Here is a 15,325-nt window from a genome sequence, read left to right as displayed (position 1 = left end):
CCAGGAAATCTGAGCTTTACCGGTTAACTGCCGGCTGACATAGTGCCGACATCCCACCCGCAGAGCTGAGCCGCGATGCTGAAGGAGCTGGGCACATGACAACGAAGAGGACATTCACGGGAGCGCTCGTGGCGACCGCGATACTGAGCGCCGCCGGATGCGGGGGCGGGGGCACGGCCTCCGGCGAGATCGCCAAGGCACCCGCCGACCCGGCCGACGCGTCAGGCACGATCAAGGTGCTGACCGCCCGTACCGACCTCGTGCAGAACGGGACCATGGCCCGGTACGCCGCCGAGTTCAACAAGACCTATCCCAAGGTCAAGGTGAGGTTCGAGGCCCTCACGGACTACGAGGGCGAGGTCAAGATCCGGATGAACACCGACGACTACGGCGACGTCCTGATGATCCCGGCCTCCGTCGCCAAGAACGACTACCCGAAGTTCTTCGCCCCGCTCGGCACCACCGCCGAACTGAGCGCCAAATACCGCTTCAGCGACAAGACCGACGTCGGCGGCAAGGTCTACGGCATCGCCCAGTTCGGCACCGCCAACGGCTTCGTCTACAACAAGGCCGTCTGGAAGAAGGCCGGCGTCACCAAGTGGCCCGCAACCCCGCAGGAGTTCCTCGCCGACCTCCAGGCCGTCAAGGCGAAGACGGACGCCCTGCCCTACTACACGAACTTCAAGGACGGCTGGCCACTGACCGCCTGGAGCAACAACATCGGCTCCGTCACCTGCGACGCCAAGGCCGGTGACCGGCTCGCCGGCGCGGTGTCCCCCTGGAAGAAGGGCGGCGAGCTGAACACGATCGACTCCCTGCTCTACGACATCGTCAAGGGAGGCCTCTCCGAGAAGGACCCCAGCACGACCAACTGGGAGGCGTCCAAGGGCATGATCGCCCAGGGCGAGGTCGCCACCATGCAGCTCGGCTCGTGGGCCATCACCCAGATGCAGGACGCGGCGAAGAAGGCGGGCAGGAACCCGGCCGACATCGGCTTCATGCCCTTTCCGGTACAGAAGGGCGGGAAGTACTGCGCCGTCCTCGCCTCCGACTACCAGCAGGCGGTGAACATCCACTCCTCGCACAAGGCGGCCGCCCGTGCCTGGATCGACTGGTTCACCGACAAGTCCGGCTACTCGGCCAAGGAGGGCGCCGTACCGGCCGCCAGGACCGCTCCCATGCCGAGCACCCTCAAGGACTTCACTGACAACGATGTCAGCTTCGTGGAGCGGTCGGAGACCAGGACCGGCGAGGTCAACACGATCGACAACGCCGCCGAGATCGGTCTGAACAAGCCCGACTACCGCCAGAAGTTGATCGACCTCGCCCGCGGCGCCCAGAAGGGCAGCCTGGACGGCTACTTCGCGGACCTGAACAAGCGGTGGGACGAGGCAGCCGGGACCGCCGGCTCCTGACCGGCGCACCCCTTCCCCCACCCTCGCCGACCACGACCGCGGCCCCGTCCACGCAGGACGGGACCCGGCGGCCGGTGCGTATCCGCGAAGACGAAAGGTCCGGTATGACCGATACGACCCATACGGCACCTGCCAAGGTGCCACGCAGCGTCGCCCCAGCCCGCACGCCCGTCCCGGGCGGCGGACACCGGGACGGGAGCCTGTTGCGCCGGCTCACCCCATGGCTCTTCCTGGCCGTCCCCCTGGCCCTGCTGATCACGTTCACCTACGTGCCGGTCGGGAACATGATCTACTACAGCTTCACCGACTGGGACGGTGTCAGCCCGGACCGCCGCTTCACGGGCCTCGACAACTACGAACAGATCTTCACCCGCCCCGAGCTGTTCCGGGTGTTCTTCGTCAGCTTCTACTACCTCGCCGCCTCGGCGGTGCAGATAGCGATCGCCCTCTACTTCGCGACCGTGCTCAGCTTCGACCTGCGGTTCCGCAACCTCTTCAAGGGGATCCTGTTCTTCCCCTACCTGATCAACGGCGTGGCCATCGGCTTCGTCTTCCTGTACTTCTTCCAGGACGGCGGCACGCTCGACTCGGTGCTGTCCTGGTTCGGCGCCGGCTCCGACCACGCCTGGCTGGGCGATCCTCGGTCCGCCAACACCTCCCTCGCGGGAGTGTCCGTCTGGCGCTTCACCGGGCTGAACTTCGTCCTGTTCCTGGGCGCCATCCAGTCGATCCCCGGTGAACTGTACGAGGCGGCACAGCTGGACGGAGCCACACGCCTGCAGCAGTTCCGGCACATCATCGCCCCGAGCATCCGCCCGGTGGTCAGCCTGAGCGTCATCCTGGCGATCTCCGGGTCCCTGTCGGTCTTCGAGATCCCCTACATCATGACCGGCGGCGCGACCGGCACCACGACGTTCGTCATCCAGACGGTCAAACTCGCCTTCCAGTTCAACAAGACCGGCCTGGCCTCGGCCGCCGCCGTCGTCCTGCTCCTGATCATCCTGCTGATCACCTGGATCCAGCGCCGCCTCGTGCCCGACGAGAAGGTGGACCTCGTATGACCACGCCGCTGCCCACCCGGCGCCGCCTCGCACCGGCCCTGACCTATCTGTCGCTGATCGTCGCGTCACTGGTCGTCCTCGTCCCGCTCGTCGTCGTCTTCCTCACCTCCCTCAAGACCTCCGGGGAAGTCACCGACGGCGGCCCGCTGTCCCTGCCGGACGACTGGCTGAACCTCGACAACTACGTGACGGCGTTCACCGACGGCAAGATGCTGTCCGCCTTCTTCAACACCACGGTCATCCTGCTGTTCTCGATCACCGGCACCGTGATCATCGGGTCGATGACCGCGTACGCCATCGACCGCTTCGACTTCCGCGCGAAGAAGCCGGTCATGGCGCTCTTCCTGATCGCCACCTTGGTGCCCGGCGTGACCACCCAGGTCGCGACCTTCCAAGTGGTCAACAGCTTCGGCCTGTTCAACAGCCTCTGGGCGCCGATCCTGCTCTACATGGGCACGGACATCGTCTCGATCTACATCTTCCTGCAGTTCATCCGCGGCATCCCCGTCTCCCTGGACGAGGCCGCACGCCTGGACGGGGCGAACTCCCTCACCATCTACTGGAAGATCATCCTGCCGCTGCTCAAACCGGCGATCGCCACGGTCGTGATCATCAAGGGGATCACCGTGTACAACGACTTCTACATCCCCTTCCTGTACATGCCGTCGGAGGACCTGGGAACCATCTCCACCGCCCTCTTCCGCTTCAAGGGCCCCTTCGGCGCGCACTGGGAGGACATCTCGGCCGGCACGATCCTCGTGATCGCCCCGACGCTCGTCGTCTTCCTCTTCCTCCAGCGCTACATCTACAACGGCTTCGCGCAGGGCGCGACCAAGTGACCTCGGCAGAGCAGATCCCGGCTGCCGCCCGCAACGCCTCGCCGTCATCATGTCCGTCCGCCCGCGGGAGCGGTAGCGGGCGGGCAGCCGCCGGGGGCGCCCTTCACACCTCACGCAGGGGATGACGTGTTCGGCCACAGGGCTCGCGGGAGCCGACGAGCGCGGCGGTGGCACCCGTCGGCAGCCGCGCGTGCGACAAGTCGATGGAACGTGCCACGGTCGGCGTCTGCCCCGGCGGCTCGCCGGGGCATGACGGTCCGGCCGTGGCCCTGCCCCGCAGCCCGGGGCAGGACGTCGGGGCGTCGTGTGCGTGGTGTGCGTGGTGTGCGTCGGTGCCGCGGTGGCCGCGGGTGTGTCGGGCTCGGCCCGTTCCCCGGTTCCTCCGGGCGTGCCGCCTGCGGGAGGAGGTTGGAGAGCGCTCATGGGGACTGAGAGCAGCCACGCACAGGCTTCCGGCGCGGTGGTCTAGGTGACGCGATCGTCTCGTCGGCCCTGGTCACGGGTGCGCCGCGGGCCTCGCCCATGGCGCATCGTCCGCCCCGGCTTTCCCGGGGACAGACCGACGCGTATGCGGGTGTGGTGCTCGCCGCAGGGGGCGATCACCGCATGCAACGCCATCCGCCGCCCCGGCCCGGACGGCGCCTGGGGCGGACGGGACCGGGGCTCCGCCTCGGCACGAGATGGCACCGCGCCATTGCCGGGGAGACGGTGAGGTGTCTGCCGCTCACCCGAGGAGCGCCGTCGGCCAAGGAGAAGAACAGCGTCGCCACCACGTCCAACGAGTCCTTCGGCGCCTGCACCAAGACCTTCACCGACCCTCGCCTCTGCGCAGCCATCGTCGACCGCCTGGCCTTCAACGGCACCATCATCGAGACCGGCACCGACTCCCACCGCCTCGTCAGCACCCGAGCCCGAGCCGAGGAGCCGGCGAAGGCCGGCTCAGCTCACGGCGACCAGACATACGGCGTCGTCGTGGTGACCGCGTGGAGGCCAAGCCGAGTGAGGATCGGGGCGCTGTCGGCCGAGGCATCGACGTACACGTAGGGGACGTCGCGGGCAGCAGCGAGCTGGGCGCGGTGGGCGACCATGGCCCGGTAGATGCCCTGTCCGCGCCATTCCTCCAGCGTTGAGCCGCCCCAGAGGCCGCCGAAGTCGGCGCCGTCCTTGAACACCAGCCAGGCGGCGCAGACGACTTCGGTGCCTGCCTCGGCGACGAGGACGATGGTGTTCTCCGGGGCGCTCTCGATCCGGGCAGCCAGGTCGTCGGCCAGCCAGCTCCAGTCCTCGCCCCAGACGGTGCTCTCCATAGCGGCGACGCGTTGGAGGTCCGAACGGGCGGTGACACGGCGGAGGGTCACGCCGTCGGGCAGGACGGGGTCGGCGGCAAGGTCTGCGGACCGGCCGATGAGCACGGTCTCGCTGTCCTCGGCCACGAAGCCGGCCGCGGTGAGCCGATCGGTGAGGTCGGCGGGGAGATCGTGGGCGCGAGTCTTCCATTCGACCGCCTCACCACGAGCAGCGTAGAAGTCACGCTGCCGCGCTATGAGCGTGTCGAGTTCTTCCCCGCACACGCCGAGGTCTCGTGGGCCCGTGACGAAGCCGCGGTGCCAACCGACGACACGGGTCAACGGGCCGTCCTGCTCGACGCGGGCGCTGCCGCCAGGCGGGGTGACACCACGGAGTTGGGTGTCATACGCGGTGCGGAGTTCGTTGATCAGAGTGTCCTTCACTCGAACACCGTACGGACCGGGTCAAGTCATTAAGCGTTGGTCGACACCGCGCGCACATCAAGGGGCTGCTCTCTCTCAACCGGCCACGGGAGTGCGGAGACAGGTGCCGCCCGCTGCCGCTTCTGCCGGGAACTCGGCATCGTGTGGGAGGAGGGCTTCTTCTGCGTCTTCTGCGGCGCGGAACTGCCACGGGGGTGGAACATGGGGGGTGCCTCTATGTGGTTCGTCCAGTAATCGAGCTGCGTCTGGTCGGGCCGGCGGGCAGCATGGCGACATGCCGGATCTGCTGTGGGACGACGTCAGGAACTTCTTCGACCCTGACCTGTTGGGTGCTCTGCCTGATGTGTCCGTGACCGACACCTCGGTCGATGACTGGCAGGCGGTGTTCGACCTGGCCGGGTCGAACGGGTGGACGTGGGAGTACTCGGAAGGCTGCGTTCGCATGTCTTTGCCCTCGGCGCGGGAGGTGCTGTCACGGCCCACTGACGCGGTCTCAACCCTGCTGAAGGTCTGGCGTGTCGCGGATGTGCAGGTGAACTTCTGGCCGATGTCGGCCGGGGAGATCGACTTCGATGTCGATCTCCGGGAGTTGCAGGGCCAAGAAGGTGTGGACGTCCTGTGCGGTCTGCTCGGCACGATCGGGCGTCGGCTGGGCAGGCCTGTGCTGATGACCGGAGAAGGCGACCGGGGGAACCCGGTGCTCGGGTACGACCCCGGGGCCGATCGCGTGGTGCTGCTGGCGGATCCCCTCGGAGTCCAACTGACCGCCGCTGAAGGCCGGGATTCGTAGAAGGCGCCGTCGCGGAGCATGGCGAACAGGACGCTGATGCGGTGGCGGACGAGACGGAGACGAGCCTGTGTGGGTGTTTCCGCGGGCCTCCGGCACTTGTCGTAGTAGGTGCGGGAGGCGGGATCGTGCAGGGCGGCGAACGCGGTCAGACAGCGAAGATCACATCGCGATGCGCGTGTGGCAGCACAGCGGTGCGACAGGTGAACCAGTTCCTCCTTCACGATGAGTTGTGGTGGGACTCGGAGTTCTCTTGCGGATCGTGCGGCACGTACATGTGCGAACACGCTCGTCGGGGACCAGCGCCTGATGATGTCCGGGGGGCCCTGCTCGCAGCGCACGGCCCCGTCAGGCTCCGGCTGGTCGGTCCAGATCCCCATCTCGTCCCGGCCTTGAAGGTTCTCCGGGAGATCTCGGCGGCCTCGTTGTCACGCGCTCGTGAGCTGGCTCGGGAGCTGAGCCACGACGGCCTGGTGGGGACCTTGACGGAGATGGAGTTCCTCGCAATCCGGCTGCGGCGGCGCGGGGTTCACGCCGACATCGAGCAGTAGCTGCGCCACCAGCGGTCGGTCTGGTTGCACTCGCGCGCGGGCTTCTTCCCGGGCCGGTCCCAGTGCACGTTGTGCTGGATCCACTCCAGCGCGGCGGCTGGGTGCGCCGGGGGTCATGTCCTGCGTCACCAGGGCTGCCACCACGTCCTCTTCGCGGGCGGCGGCGGATTGTGCTCGACCATCGGCGGGTACTGCTCGCTCGGCGGCCTCCTCTGCCGGTCCTCGGCGGCAGTGCGTTCCTCCTCCTGGCGCTGCCGTTCCTGTTGCGCGAGCCTGTCCTGCTGTGATCAACCCCAACCCGACGGTGCTCGCGGTGGCCGAGCGGGCCGCGGAGCTGATCGGTGCCGAGCACGCCTGAGTATGTTCCGCCCCGACGGCGACGGCCGGATATGTCCGCGTTCACGGCTCGCGCACCAGGGTCCTCCCGGGCACGTCCACCGGCGGCGGCGTGCCCCAGGGCAGGACGGCATCCACGCGATGCGGGGCGGAACGCCGGGTGTTCCTCGGCGACGAGGACCAACACCGCGATTCCGCCGGTTGCGCCTGTGGGCCGAGGCCCGGCGGACGGCCTCGGCCGGCAGACCGCCCGCCCGGCCTCGGCGGGGCCGCCGCAGTCAGCGCGGCCGTGTTCGCGGGCGCGTCGACCGTGCGCAGGCGCCGGGCGTCGCGGACCAGGGGGTTCTTCGACTGCGGCTGGGGCGGCCGGTCAGCACCGCGTGTGCTGGGCACGGTGGGACGACAAGGACGCCCGGCACCGGGACGGCTGTCCTCGCCGTCTCGCCGGCCTGGCTCGCTTCCAACGTACGCCGGCGTCGTGAGGTGACCGGTAGTGGCTGACGCAGCCGCGCGGGAGACCAGGTGGAGGGGAACCGGATGGCCTCGTGGGCGGAGTCATCCGGCTGCTGGAACAGGAAGCGGTGACCGGCTGCGCCGTAGCGGATCACCTTGGCGTCGGGGAGCTTCTGCGATGGCGTGGATGGCGTACGCACGGATCGTCGCGCCGTGGGCGCTGCGGCCATCCGGACCGGAAGGATGGCCTCCGCGTAGCGGCGTCTCCTGTGCCGGCAGGCCTTCGCGCCCCGGCGCTGACGTGTGCGCCGTCTCGGCCGGCCTCGGGACGGCCGGGAAGGCGCAGGCGCGGGGGTATGCTCCCGGTCCGGCTCAGCGGGTCGTGCCGCCCAGGGGATCGAGCTGCTCCTCGGTCGCGTCGTCGGCGGTGGTGGACTCGCTCAGGGGCCGGTTGCGCTCGTCCTCGGCGAGCAGAGCGCGGGTGGCGTCGGTCGCGTAGCGGTACGCGTCCGCGCCTACCAGCAGGCGCAGCGGCGGCTGGTCCTGCGCGACGACCTCCAGGAGAAGGCGGGCGACCTTCGCCGGGTCGCTGGCGTGAGTGAGGCCGGAACCGTGCATGCCCGCCGTGGCTCCCACCGTCGGCGCGTACTCCGGGCGCACCGGCGCCACCTTCATCGACGAGCCCGCCCACTCGGTGGCCATTCCCCCGGGCTCCAGGACGGTGACCTTGATGCCCAGCGGGGCGACTTCCTGGGCCAGCACCGAGGAGAATCCCCCGACGGCCCACTTGGCGGACTGGTATGCGGCCAGTCCGGGTGTCGCGAGCCGGCCGCCGACCGACGAGATCTGGATGATGTGGCCGGAACGCTGCTCGCGCATCACCGGCAGTGCGGCGCGGGTGAGGCGGAAGACGCCGAACAGGTTGGTGTCCACCTGGGCCTGGAAGTCCTCGGGCTCCACGTCCTCGATCGAGGCCACGTTCGCGTAGCCGGCGTTGTTGACCAGCACGTCGAGTCTGCCGTAGGAGGTGAGCGCGCTCCGCACCGCTTCCTCCGCCTGCCGGCTGTCGGTGACGTCCAGGGGGACGACGGTGAGGCGGTCCTCGAACCGGGCGGCCAGGTCGTCCAGGGCATGCGTCGAACGGGCGCCGGCCACCACCCGGTGGCCGGCCTCCAGTGCTGCCGTGACGATCTCCCGCCCCAGGCCGCGGCCGGCTCCGGTGACGAGGAAGACAAGGGACATGGTGTGCTCCGTCGCATCGATCCGGCGGCTCGCGTCCGTGGACGCCCGGCCGGAAACAGGTGAGTGCAGGCGAGCGGCTCTTTCAAGCCGGGCCCGCAGCCACCCTAACGCAACCATGTTTCCTTAACAACAGAACAGTGTTCTCCTAACGGGTCGGTGCGCGACAGCGGGCGCGGCGTGTTCGCCCTACTCGGGGTCGTTTTCGAGCCAAGCGCATCGGCGTGCGCATCGCCGCGAGGGAGTGGACGCGATGCAGGGCAGGTCAGGGGCTTCGCAGCTGTCCGGGATGAACGACGTCGCCGGCCACACCATCCTCGGGTGCTCGGTTCTGCGTGTGCCGTGTCGGCGTCGGCAGACTCAGTCGAGTTCGATGACGATCTTGCCGAACAGTCCGCCCGAGGTCTGAGCCGTGTACGCGGCCGGGGCGTCGAGGAAGTCGATCCGGCGGTCGATCACCGGGTGGATGTCATGGGTCTCGACGTGACGCACGAGATCGCGGTGCATGGCCTCGCTGCCGACCGCGACGCCGCGGATGCGCGCCTGCTTGCCGAGCAGGGCGTACCCGTCCAACGGCCCCCCAGCCGCGTCGAACAGGCCGAGGGTGGCGACCTCACCGCCCGGCGCGAGGGCGGCCAGGGCCTGGCTCAGGATCGACACGCCGACGCTGTCGACCACCTTGTCGACGCCTCCGGACAACGCGAAGACCGCATCGCCCCAGTTCTGTTCGGTCACGCTGTTGACGTAACCCGCAGCCACCCCGCACCGGCCGGCGACGCCACGCACGGTCCAGCATCCCGGCCCGGGGCTGCTGCGCCTGATGCACACCCTCGACCACGTCCCGGTGCTGCTGCTCGGCCATCGCGGCGAGGTTCTGGCCCGCAACGCCCTGCTGACGGAGATCCTGGGCAGCCCACTGGAGCCGGGCACGTCATTCGTCCGGTACATGTTCCAAGACCCCATCGCCCGCGACAGGATCGTCAACTGGTGCGACTTCGCCTCGGCCACCGTCGCCACCATGCGCCGCGAAACCGCCCGCCGCCTGCACGACCACCGCCTCACCGCGCTCATGGACGAGCTGCGCACAACCGACCGTGACGTCGCACGATGGTGGGACGATCACACGGTCCGCGACTACGCGTCGGTGAACAAACGTATTCAGCACCCCACCGCCAGCCCGTTGTCCTTCAACATCGAAATCGTCTGTGCGCCGCACGAACCGGACCAGCGCCTTGTCGTCTACACCACCGAGCCAGACTCCCCCACCGCACGCGTCCTGCCGCTCCTGGCCAGCTGGAACACCCCGTCCGGTCGCTGAGCGACCCGGCCCACCACCCCCAGGCGAACGCCGCCGACCAGAGGCTGGTCCTCCGGCGACTCACGCGACAGACGCCCGCACCACTTGGTCGTAGAGACCTGACCGCGCCCGGGCCCGAGTCCCCCTGCCACCGTGCTGTTCACCGCAGTGCTCGAGGATGGACTCATGGCAGGGGATGAGAGCGAGATTGCTCTGAGTAAGCAAGAGCTTCGTGAGGTCACCGCGTTCGCTGCGGCGTGCGCAGAAGTGGTGCTCGAGGTGTTCGAGGCCGATCAGCCTGACGACTCGCGGCCTCGGGACGCTATCGGTGCCGCGTGGGAGTTCGCTCGGGGTGGTGAGCGGGGGAAGTCCTTGCGCGACACAGCGTGGGCGGCGCTCAAGGCAGCCAAGAGTGCGGACACTGCGGCTGCGCGTGAGGCAGCTCACGCCGCGATGTCTGCGGCAGGCTCCGCCTACTTGCATCCGCTGGCCAAGGCCACCCAGGTCAAGCACATCCTCGGAGCCGGCGCTCACGCAGCCAGAGCCGCCGAACTGGTCGATGGCAACCATGCGGGCATTGGTGCCGAACACGTTGAGCGAGCGGTGCAGCGTGCGACACCGGTCGTCGTGGACGTACTCAAACGCTTCCCAGCGGCACCAGCTGGCGGTGGGCGGGTGGGTGAATTGATTCGCATACTGGACGCTGACCTTCGTTCACTCACCTTCCCTGAAGGCCTTTCAGCGCCCGGATGACGCGGCCGCCTTGCGGTGCTGGTCTCCCCGGCCGGCTGGGGGTGGCACCTTTTCGGGCGAGGCGCCTGGTCATGAGGGTGATGGCGGCCCAGACGATCAGGGTCTCAGAGTGCTGGATGAGGCGCGAGCCGCCGGAACCCCGCTGTGAGCGGCGTGGAGTCTTGCCGCTGGCGCTTCATGCGCTGGAACTCAGTCTCGCCGGCCCCAGTCGAGGCGGTCGGCCAGACCGGCGGCGGTGAAGGCGGCGGTCAGTTCGTCGCGGCCTTCGGTGAAGTGGGCCCAGCTGTCGTAGTGGACGGGGACCACGCGGCGGGCACCGAGGAGTTGGGCGGCTTCAGCAGCCTGGGCGCTGTTCAGGACGATCAGCCGGTTGTCGAAAAGTTCGGGGAAGCGGGGGGCGCCGGCGAAGAGGAGGGCGGTGTCGACGGGGACGAAGCGCTCGGCGATCTCCTTGACCACGTCGAGGGAGGCGTTGTCGCCGCTGACGTAGACGGTCGGCAGATCCTCTCCGGTGAGAACGAAGCCGACGACCTGTCCGGTAACCGGCTCCACCTCCTCACGCGGGCCGGGGCCGTGGATGGCGGGGACGCCGGTCACGGTGACCGTGCCGCCGTCGGGGCGGTTCAGCTCGATGGATTCCCAGTCGGACAGGCCCTTGGCCCTGCCCCCGAGGCGCTGTCCGCCGCCGGGGGTGGTGAGGGTGAGCGGGAGGTCGGCGAGTAGGGCCCGGCCGGAGGTGTCGAGGTTGTCCGGATGCTCGTCGTGCGAGAGCAGAACCACGTCGATGGGGCCGAGATCGGCGGGGGCCCCGCTGGAGGGAGCAGTCTTGGTCAGGAACCGGCCGTCGGGACGGGCGTAGTCGCCCGGGGCGTCGAAGGTCGGGTCGGTCAGGAAGCGCAGGCCGCCGTACTCGAAGAGGGCGGTCGGGCCGCCGAAGACCCGGACGGGAAACGGGTCGGTCGTCGCGGGAAGAGAAGACATACAGCACCTCACGGATGAGAGTCTTTTAACCGTGATGTGACGGTAGCCGCTTCTCACGGATGGGAGCAAGCCGTACCATGAGGAACATGAAGGAGCCCTTGATCGACCAGCCCGGCCTGCCGCCCGCTCAAGGCGAGGAAGAGCACCTCTCTCTCGCCCTCGCCAACAGCGCCATCGCGCTGACGGGCGGGCACACGGTCGACCTCCTGGGCACTCCCGAGCAGGCGAACCACTGGCTGACCGAACGCGGTCTCGCACCGGTCGACGCCGGTATGCGGGAGATGTGCGCGACACAGTTGCGCTCGCTGCGCGAACAGATCAGGTCACTGTTCGCCGCCCGCGCCGAAGGTCTGACCGCCCTCCCCGCCGCGGTCCGGGCCGTCAACGACGCGATGACCCGCGTCCCCACCGCCCCGTTGCTGCAGTGGGACGACAAAACCGGCCCCTACCGGTCCACCCCCCACCCGACCACCGCAATCGTGGACCACGCCCTGGCCACCCTCGCCGCTGACGCTGCCGACCTGCTCACAGGCCCCGACGCGGGCCGCCTCACCGCCTGCGGCTCCGCCCCCTGCAACCGCTACCTACTCCGCTACGGCCGCCGCCACTGGTGTTCCACCCGCTGCGGCGACCGCGCGCGCGCCGCCCGCGCCTACGCCCGCCGCACCGCTTCCCCGTGACGCCGCACCCAGCCACCACCAGTGCCGGGTCCGACAACGCGCAGAGCCACTGATGCTCGAACTGCTGAACTTCTGCTGTCCGATCTCGGGTATTGGCTCAATTTCCGGACGTGTTCGTCGGAGAGGGACCAGCCGTCCAGGTCCCGGTCCGGAAGGTCGTACTGCATCCGGGGAGTTGTGACCCGGGTGAAGTGGCCGCGCGTCCCGAAGCCCCGTCGTGCGTCAGGCTCACCCGGTCGTTTCAGCAGACGACCGAGACGACAAGCAGGTGGTACCCCCCGGTGCCCGCGTGCGCGCGGCAGCAGGTGCCGGCCGCCTGTCGGGAAGGCAGCAGGTCTGCGCTGTTGCTCTACTCTGCCGGGGCCGGTTCCGTCGGCCTGGGCCGTGGCGGGCTTCACAGGAAATTCTCGTGCGGGCAGTCGTGGCAGCGAGGGTGTCTGTGTGACGGTGGGGGAAGACAACGAGACCGGCCGGCATCTCCGGGTGCCGGTCTTTGGGGAGTTCGGGCGTTGCCCCCACCCCGGGCACCCGGCCCCCGCCATCGTCGTACACCCCTCAAGGGGGTGCTTCGTCTTTGGGCTCACCGACCCCCGGAAGGGGGCACGCCCGCATGAACATCACCACCACGACCGACGGCACCTTCGCACGTATCTCCCTCTGCGGAGAGATCGACTTCAACACCCTGCCCCCGCTGCGCGCCGCGGTCGACGCGCTGCCGCCTCAGGTGACCGACCTGCAGTGGGACCTGACCCACACGTCCTTCATGGACGTCGCCGGCCTCCACCTCCTCTTCACCCCCACCACCAGCGGCCCGGAGCGCCGGGCGACCGTGACCGGACTGCGCGCACAGCCGCTGTCGCTGCTCCTCATGGCGGCCGATCTGAATCCCCTCGTCTTCGACCTCAGTCGTCTCCTGCCCGACATACCCCCGGCCGACCTCAGGCCCGCGGCCTCGTGAGCGCCCCCGACTGTCTGTCCACCGAGTCCTGACCGGCCCGGACGACGCCGCGTCCTGTCATCGTGTGAGCGAAGCGACAGCTCTCGGCTACGAACTGCACGAAGGCCCTGCGGTCATTCTCGACGGTGAAAGGGTCATCGTCGCCCAAGCGGTGGTGCGGCCGGCACAGTCGTAGGCCTGGGGGGCGCGATCTACCCGGGACACCAGAAGGGCCGCATGGGTCAGGCGAGTTGTGACGCTTGCCTGGGCTCATGCGGCCGCCCTGCTGTCGCGGGGGTCAAGGATCTTCAGATCGGAGCCGGGCGGGTCCACGTCGGTGGCGCGGACGGTGGCCGTGCCCTTGGTGTCGCGGTGAACTCCCAGTCAGCGGTGCCGTCCGGACCGGTGGTGACCTGCCCGTGCTCGCCGGGCTCGCCGTGGGTGCCCGCTTCGGCGTGGGCGACCGTGACTCCGGGAACCCGGGCGCCGGAGAGCTGGGCGGTGACCGTGACAGTAAGCGTGACCTTCGTCCCGGCCGGGGACTGGGCCACCTGTGGCGTGACGGCCGGCTACGAGTTCCCCGCCGACCCTGGCACGCCCGAGGGCGGGGAACTGCTGGAGACGCTGTACGCGGAACTCGGTCCGGACGGGTGACGAACGCCGGGTGGCTCAGTACGCGGAGTTGACATTGTCGATGGAGCCGTAGCGGTGGGCGGCGTAGTTGGCGGCGGCGGTGATGTTGGCGACCGGGTCGGTGGAGCTGTTGGCGGTGCCGGCGACGTGGAATGCCTTGAACGTGGGGTCGATGACCTGGAGCAGGCCCTTGGAGGGGACGCCGTTCTTGGCGTTGACATCGTAGTTGTTCTGGGCGTTGGGGTTGCCGCTGGACTCGCGCATGATGTTGCGGTGCAGGCCCTCGTAGGTGCCCGGGATGCCCTTGGCCTTCATGATGGCCAGGGACTGCTTGATCCAGCCGTCGAGGTTGTTCGCGGCACCCTTGGCACCGGCGGGGCCGCCGGCCTTGGAGGCGATGGCGGGGGCGGCCTTGGGGGCCTCGGCGGCGTGCGCGGTGGCCGGCGTCAGCGTCAGGGCCGCGGCCGCGGCGCCGGTGGTGACCAGGCCGGTGACGGCCAGGTTGCGCAGACGGGCGAGGCGGGAGGCAGCGGTGATCGCGGTCATGGGGGGTCTCCTACGGGACGTCTTTGAGGCGCCGGCCGGATCATCCGGTCGCGGCCTGTCGGGCGTCGGGGCGAGGCCCCGCACAACGCGGCGAACAAGGGCGGCCCCGGCGATCCCGCCCGGCCCGACCCGCTGCTCGCGGCGACGAGAAACATGGTTAGCGACCGCGAGAAGGGGAAGCAAGAATGTGACCTACTACCCAAGGGCGTAGAAAATGCCCAAAATCGGTCATTGTGGTGCATTCCTGAGCGTCAGACGCTGTGCGGCTCTACGATCCCGCTTAGGACGTGACGTGCCTCTCGTGGGTGGCGTCACGCGGAGAGCCGGTTTGGACCCAGGCCCAGCGCGACCAGAACCGTGAGTGCAACGTCCGCGCCCGGAACGTCTTCGCGGTCGCCGACGGCGACGAGTGGAGCGACAGGACCGTCACCGGCACCTTCGACTCCATCCTGATCAGCCCGGCGTACCCGGTCACCGGCGGCCGCAGCGCCACCCTGACGTACACGACGTTCTACCGGCAGGAGGCCCCGCAGAAGGGCTGGGTCCTCATCTCCTACGACGGCGCCGCCGCGGTGAGCGTCAGGACGTACACGGCGGACGTCCCCTCCCGTACCGAGACCGTCACCCTCCAGGTGCTGGCCGGCGCCACCTCCGCCCGCGTCCGCTTCCGCTACACCGGCGGCAACAACTGGTACTGGGTGATCGACGGGGTACGGATCAGCCAGGTCTGACCAGGCTGGGGGCGCCGGTACGCCGTGGTTCCGGCGCCCCCAGCCCGTGCGGGGCCGTACATACGCCGGGAAACGCAGCACGTGGCAGACCGCAAGCCGATCGCGTCGTGGCTCGCCGAGATGGACGGTGTGCTCGTCCACGAGGGCGTCCCGATCCCCGGCGCCGACGCCTTCCTCAAGAAGCTCCGCGAGTCGGGCCAGCCCTGGCTCCTGGCCCGCGAGCCGTGCGAAGACCCTGACCTTCCCCCGAGCGCTCGGAGCCTTGGTGGGACTGCCGGACCGGTGGGCCCAACCACGGTGCGCCGGTCCGGCGGCCCGGGAGCGCTGTGCCGACGGCGTCCGCGGGCTCCCCGGGG

Annotated in this window: 17 protein-coding genes and 3 pseudogenes; 14 read left to right on the top strand and 6 right to left on the bottom strand. The window is 69.2% G+C overall.

Annotation, left to right across the window (positions count from 1 at the left end; all coding sequences use genetic code 11):
* Positions 1–95 precede the first annotated feature (95 nt).
* From LG395_RS38255 to LG395_RS38240, 4 genes and pseudogenes are all read left to right on the top strand, one after another.
* The gene (locus LG395_RS38255; protein ID WP_225813774.1) at positions 96–1,415 is read left to right on the top strand and encodes an ABC transporter substrate-binding protein; all 1,320 of its coding nucleotides are present in this window, start codon (positions 96–98) and stop codon (positions 1,413–1,415) included.
* 104 nt (positions 1,416–1,519) lie between these two features.
* Complete coding sequence (locus tag LG395_RS38250) at positions 1,520–2,476, top strand: carbohydrate ABC transporter permease (protein WP_225813772.1); 957 nt, start codon at positions 1,520–1,522, stop codon at positions 2,474–2,476.
* The gene (locus LG395_RS38245) at positions 2,473–3,315 is read left to right on the top strand and encodes a carbohydrate ABC transporter permease (protein WP_225813770.1); all 843 of its coding nucleotides are present in this window, start codon (positions 2,473–2,475) and stop codon (positions 3,313–3,315) included. The genes LG395_RS38250 and LG395_RS38245 overlap by 4 nt, the downstream gene beginning before the upstream one ends.
* A gap of 747 nt (positions 3,316–4,062) precedes the next feature.
* A pseudogene (locus tag LG395_RS38240) lies at positions 4,063–4,251 on the top strand (ATP-binding protein); the annotation flags it as partial.
* A gap of 8 nt (positions 4,252–4,259) precedes the next feature.
* Here LG395_RS38240 and LG395_RS38235 read toward each other — a convergent pair.
* Positions 4,260–5,045 carry a GNAT family N-acetyltransferase gene (locus LG395_RS38235; RefSeq protein ID WP_225813768.1) on the bottom strand — a complete coding sequence of 262 codons (786 nt, stop codon included), beginning with the start codon at positions 5,043–5,045 and terminating at the stop codon, positions 4,260–4,262.
* A gap of 274 nt (positions 5,046–5,319) precedes the next feature.
* Here LG395_RS38235 and LG395_RS38230 point away from each other — a divergent pair, with 274 nt between their 5' ends.
* On the top strand, positions 5,320–5,835 hold the full coding sequence (locus LG395_RS38230) for a hypothetical protein (protein ID WP_225813766.1): 516 nt from the start codon (positions 5,320–5,322) through the stop codon (positions 5,833–5,835).
* On the opposite strand, the pseudogene LG395_RS38225 reads toward LG395_RS38230, so the two are convergent.
* Positions 5,823–5,984: pseudogene (locus tag LG395_RS38225) on the bottom strand (IS110 family transposase); the annotation flags it as partial. The gene LG395_RS38230 and the pseudogene LG395_RS38225 sit on opposite strands and share 13 nt — an antisense overlap.
* Before the next feature lie 240 nt (positions 5,985–6,224).
* Here LG395_RS38225 and LG395_RS38220 point away from each other — a divergent pair.
* A complete protein-coding gene (locus LG395_RS38220; RefSeq protein WP_225813764.1) occupies positions 6,225–6,383 on the top strand; it encodes a hypothetical protein in 159 nt (52 codons plus the stop codon).
* 1,161 nt (positions 6,384–7,544) lie between these two features.
* On the opposite strand, the gene LG395_RS38215 is transcribed toward LG395_RS38220, so the two are convergent.
* Positions 7,545–8,414, bottom strand: coding sequence for an SDR family NAD(P)-dependent oxidoreductase (locus LG395_RS38215; protein ID WP_225813761.1), 870 nt, complete (start codon positions 8,412–8,414; stop codon positions 7,545–7,547).
* 357 nt (positions 8,415–8,771) lie between these two features.
* Entirely contained in the window at positions 8,772–9,146 is a 375-nt protein-coding gene (locus LG395_RS38210; protein ID WP_308071483.1) for a zinc-binding dehydrogenase, read from the bottom strand.
* A 73-nt stretch (positions 9,147–9,219) separates the two neighbouring features.
* Here LG395_RS38210 and LG395_RS38205 point away from each other — a divergent pair, with 73 nt between their 5' ends.
* Together LG395_RS38205 and LG395_RS38200 are read left to right on the top strand one after the other, a co-directional pair.
* The gene (locus tag LG395_RS38205) at positions 9,220–9,729 is read left to right on the top strand and encodes an MmyB family transcriptional regulator (RefSeq protein ID WP_225813806.1); all 510 of its coding nucleotides are present in this window, start codon (positions 9,220–9,222) and stop codon (positions 9,727–9,729) included.
* 132 nt (positions 9,730–9,861) lie between these two features.
* Positions 9,862–10,461, top strand: coding sequence for a putative immunity protein (locus LG395_RS38200; protein ID WP_443743018.1), 600 nt, complete (start codon positions 9,862–9,864; stop codon positions 10,459–10,461).
* Positions 10,462–10,650: 189 nt separating this feature from the next.
* Here LG395_RS38200 and LG395_RS38195 read toward each other — a convergent pair whose 3' ends face one another.
* Positions 10,651–11,442: an MBL fold metallo-hydrolase gene (locus LG395_RS38195; RefSeq protein WP_225813759.1), complete on the bottom strand. Its 792-nt coding sequence runs from the start codon at positions 11,440–11,442 to the stop codon at positions 10,651–10,653.
* Between the two features lie 86 nt (positions 11,443–11,528).
* Here LG395_RS38195 and LG395_RS38190 point away from each other — a divergent pair, with 86 nt between their 5' ends.
* The 4 genes from LG395_RS38190 (at position 11,529) to LG395_RS38175 (ending at position 13,713) form a co-directional block, all read left to right on the top strand.
* On the top strand, positions 11,529–12,122 hold the full coding sequence (locus LG395_RS38190; RefSeq protein ID WP_225813757.1) for a CGNR zinc finger domain-containing protein: 594 nt from the start codon (positions 11,529–11,531) through the stop codon (positions 12,120–12,122).
* Positions 12,123–12,732: 610 nt separating this feature from the next.
* Complete coding sequence (locus LG395_RS38185; protein ID WP_225813755.1) at positions 12,733–13,080, top strand: STAS domain-containing protein; 348 nt, start codon at positions 12,733–12,735, stop codon at positions 13,078–13,080.
* Positions 13,007–13,255 (top strand): DUF1737 domain-containing protein, encoded by a 249-nt coding sequence (locus tag LG395_RS38180; protein ID WP_443743019.1) that lies wholly within the window; start codon positions 13,007–13,009, stop codon positions 13,253–13,255. The genes LG395_RS38185 and LG395_RS38180 overlap by 74 nt, the downstream gene beginning before the upstream one ends.
* Positions 13,256–13,560: 305 nt before the next feature.
* Complete coding sequence (locus LG395_RS38175; RefSeq protein ID WP_225813753.1) at positions 13,561–13,713, top strand: hypothetical protein; 153 nt, start codon at positions 13,561–13,563, stop codon at positions 13,711–13,713.
* Between the two features lie 15 nt (positions 13,714–13,728).
* On the opposite strand, the gene LG395_RS38170 is transcribed toward LG395_RS38175, so the two are convergent.
* A complete protein-coding gene (locus LG395_RS38170; RefSeq protein WP_225813750.1) occupies positions 13,729–14,238 on the bottom strand; it encodes a transglycosylase SLT domain-containing protein in 510 nt (169 codons plus the stop codon).
* 305 nt (positions 14,239–14,543) lie between these two features.
* Here LG395_RS38170 and LG395_RS38165 point away from each other — a divergent pair, with 305 nt between their 5' ends.
* Positions 14,544–14,969, top strand: a complete 426-nt coding sequence (locus tag LG395_RS38165) for a hypothetical protein (RefSeq protein ID WP_225813748.1) — start codon at positions 14,544–14,546, stop codon at positions 14,967–14,969.
* Between the two features lie 81 nt (positions 14,970–15,050).
* Positions 15,051–15,182: pseudogene (locus tag LG395_RS38160) on the top strand (TIGR01457 family HAD-type hydrolase); the annotation flags it as partial.
* Positions 15,183–15,325: the final 143 nt, after the last annotated feature.

This window comes from Streptomyces spinosus, assembly GCF_020400655.1.
Lineage (GTDB): Bacteria > Actinomycetota > Actinomycetes > Streptomycetales > Streptomycetaceae > Streptomyces > Streptomyces argyrophylli.
Note: the sequence above shows the minus strand (reverse complement) of the source record. Positions and strands in the feature narration are given on the sequence as shown.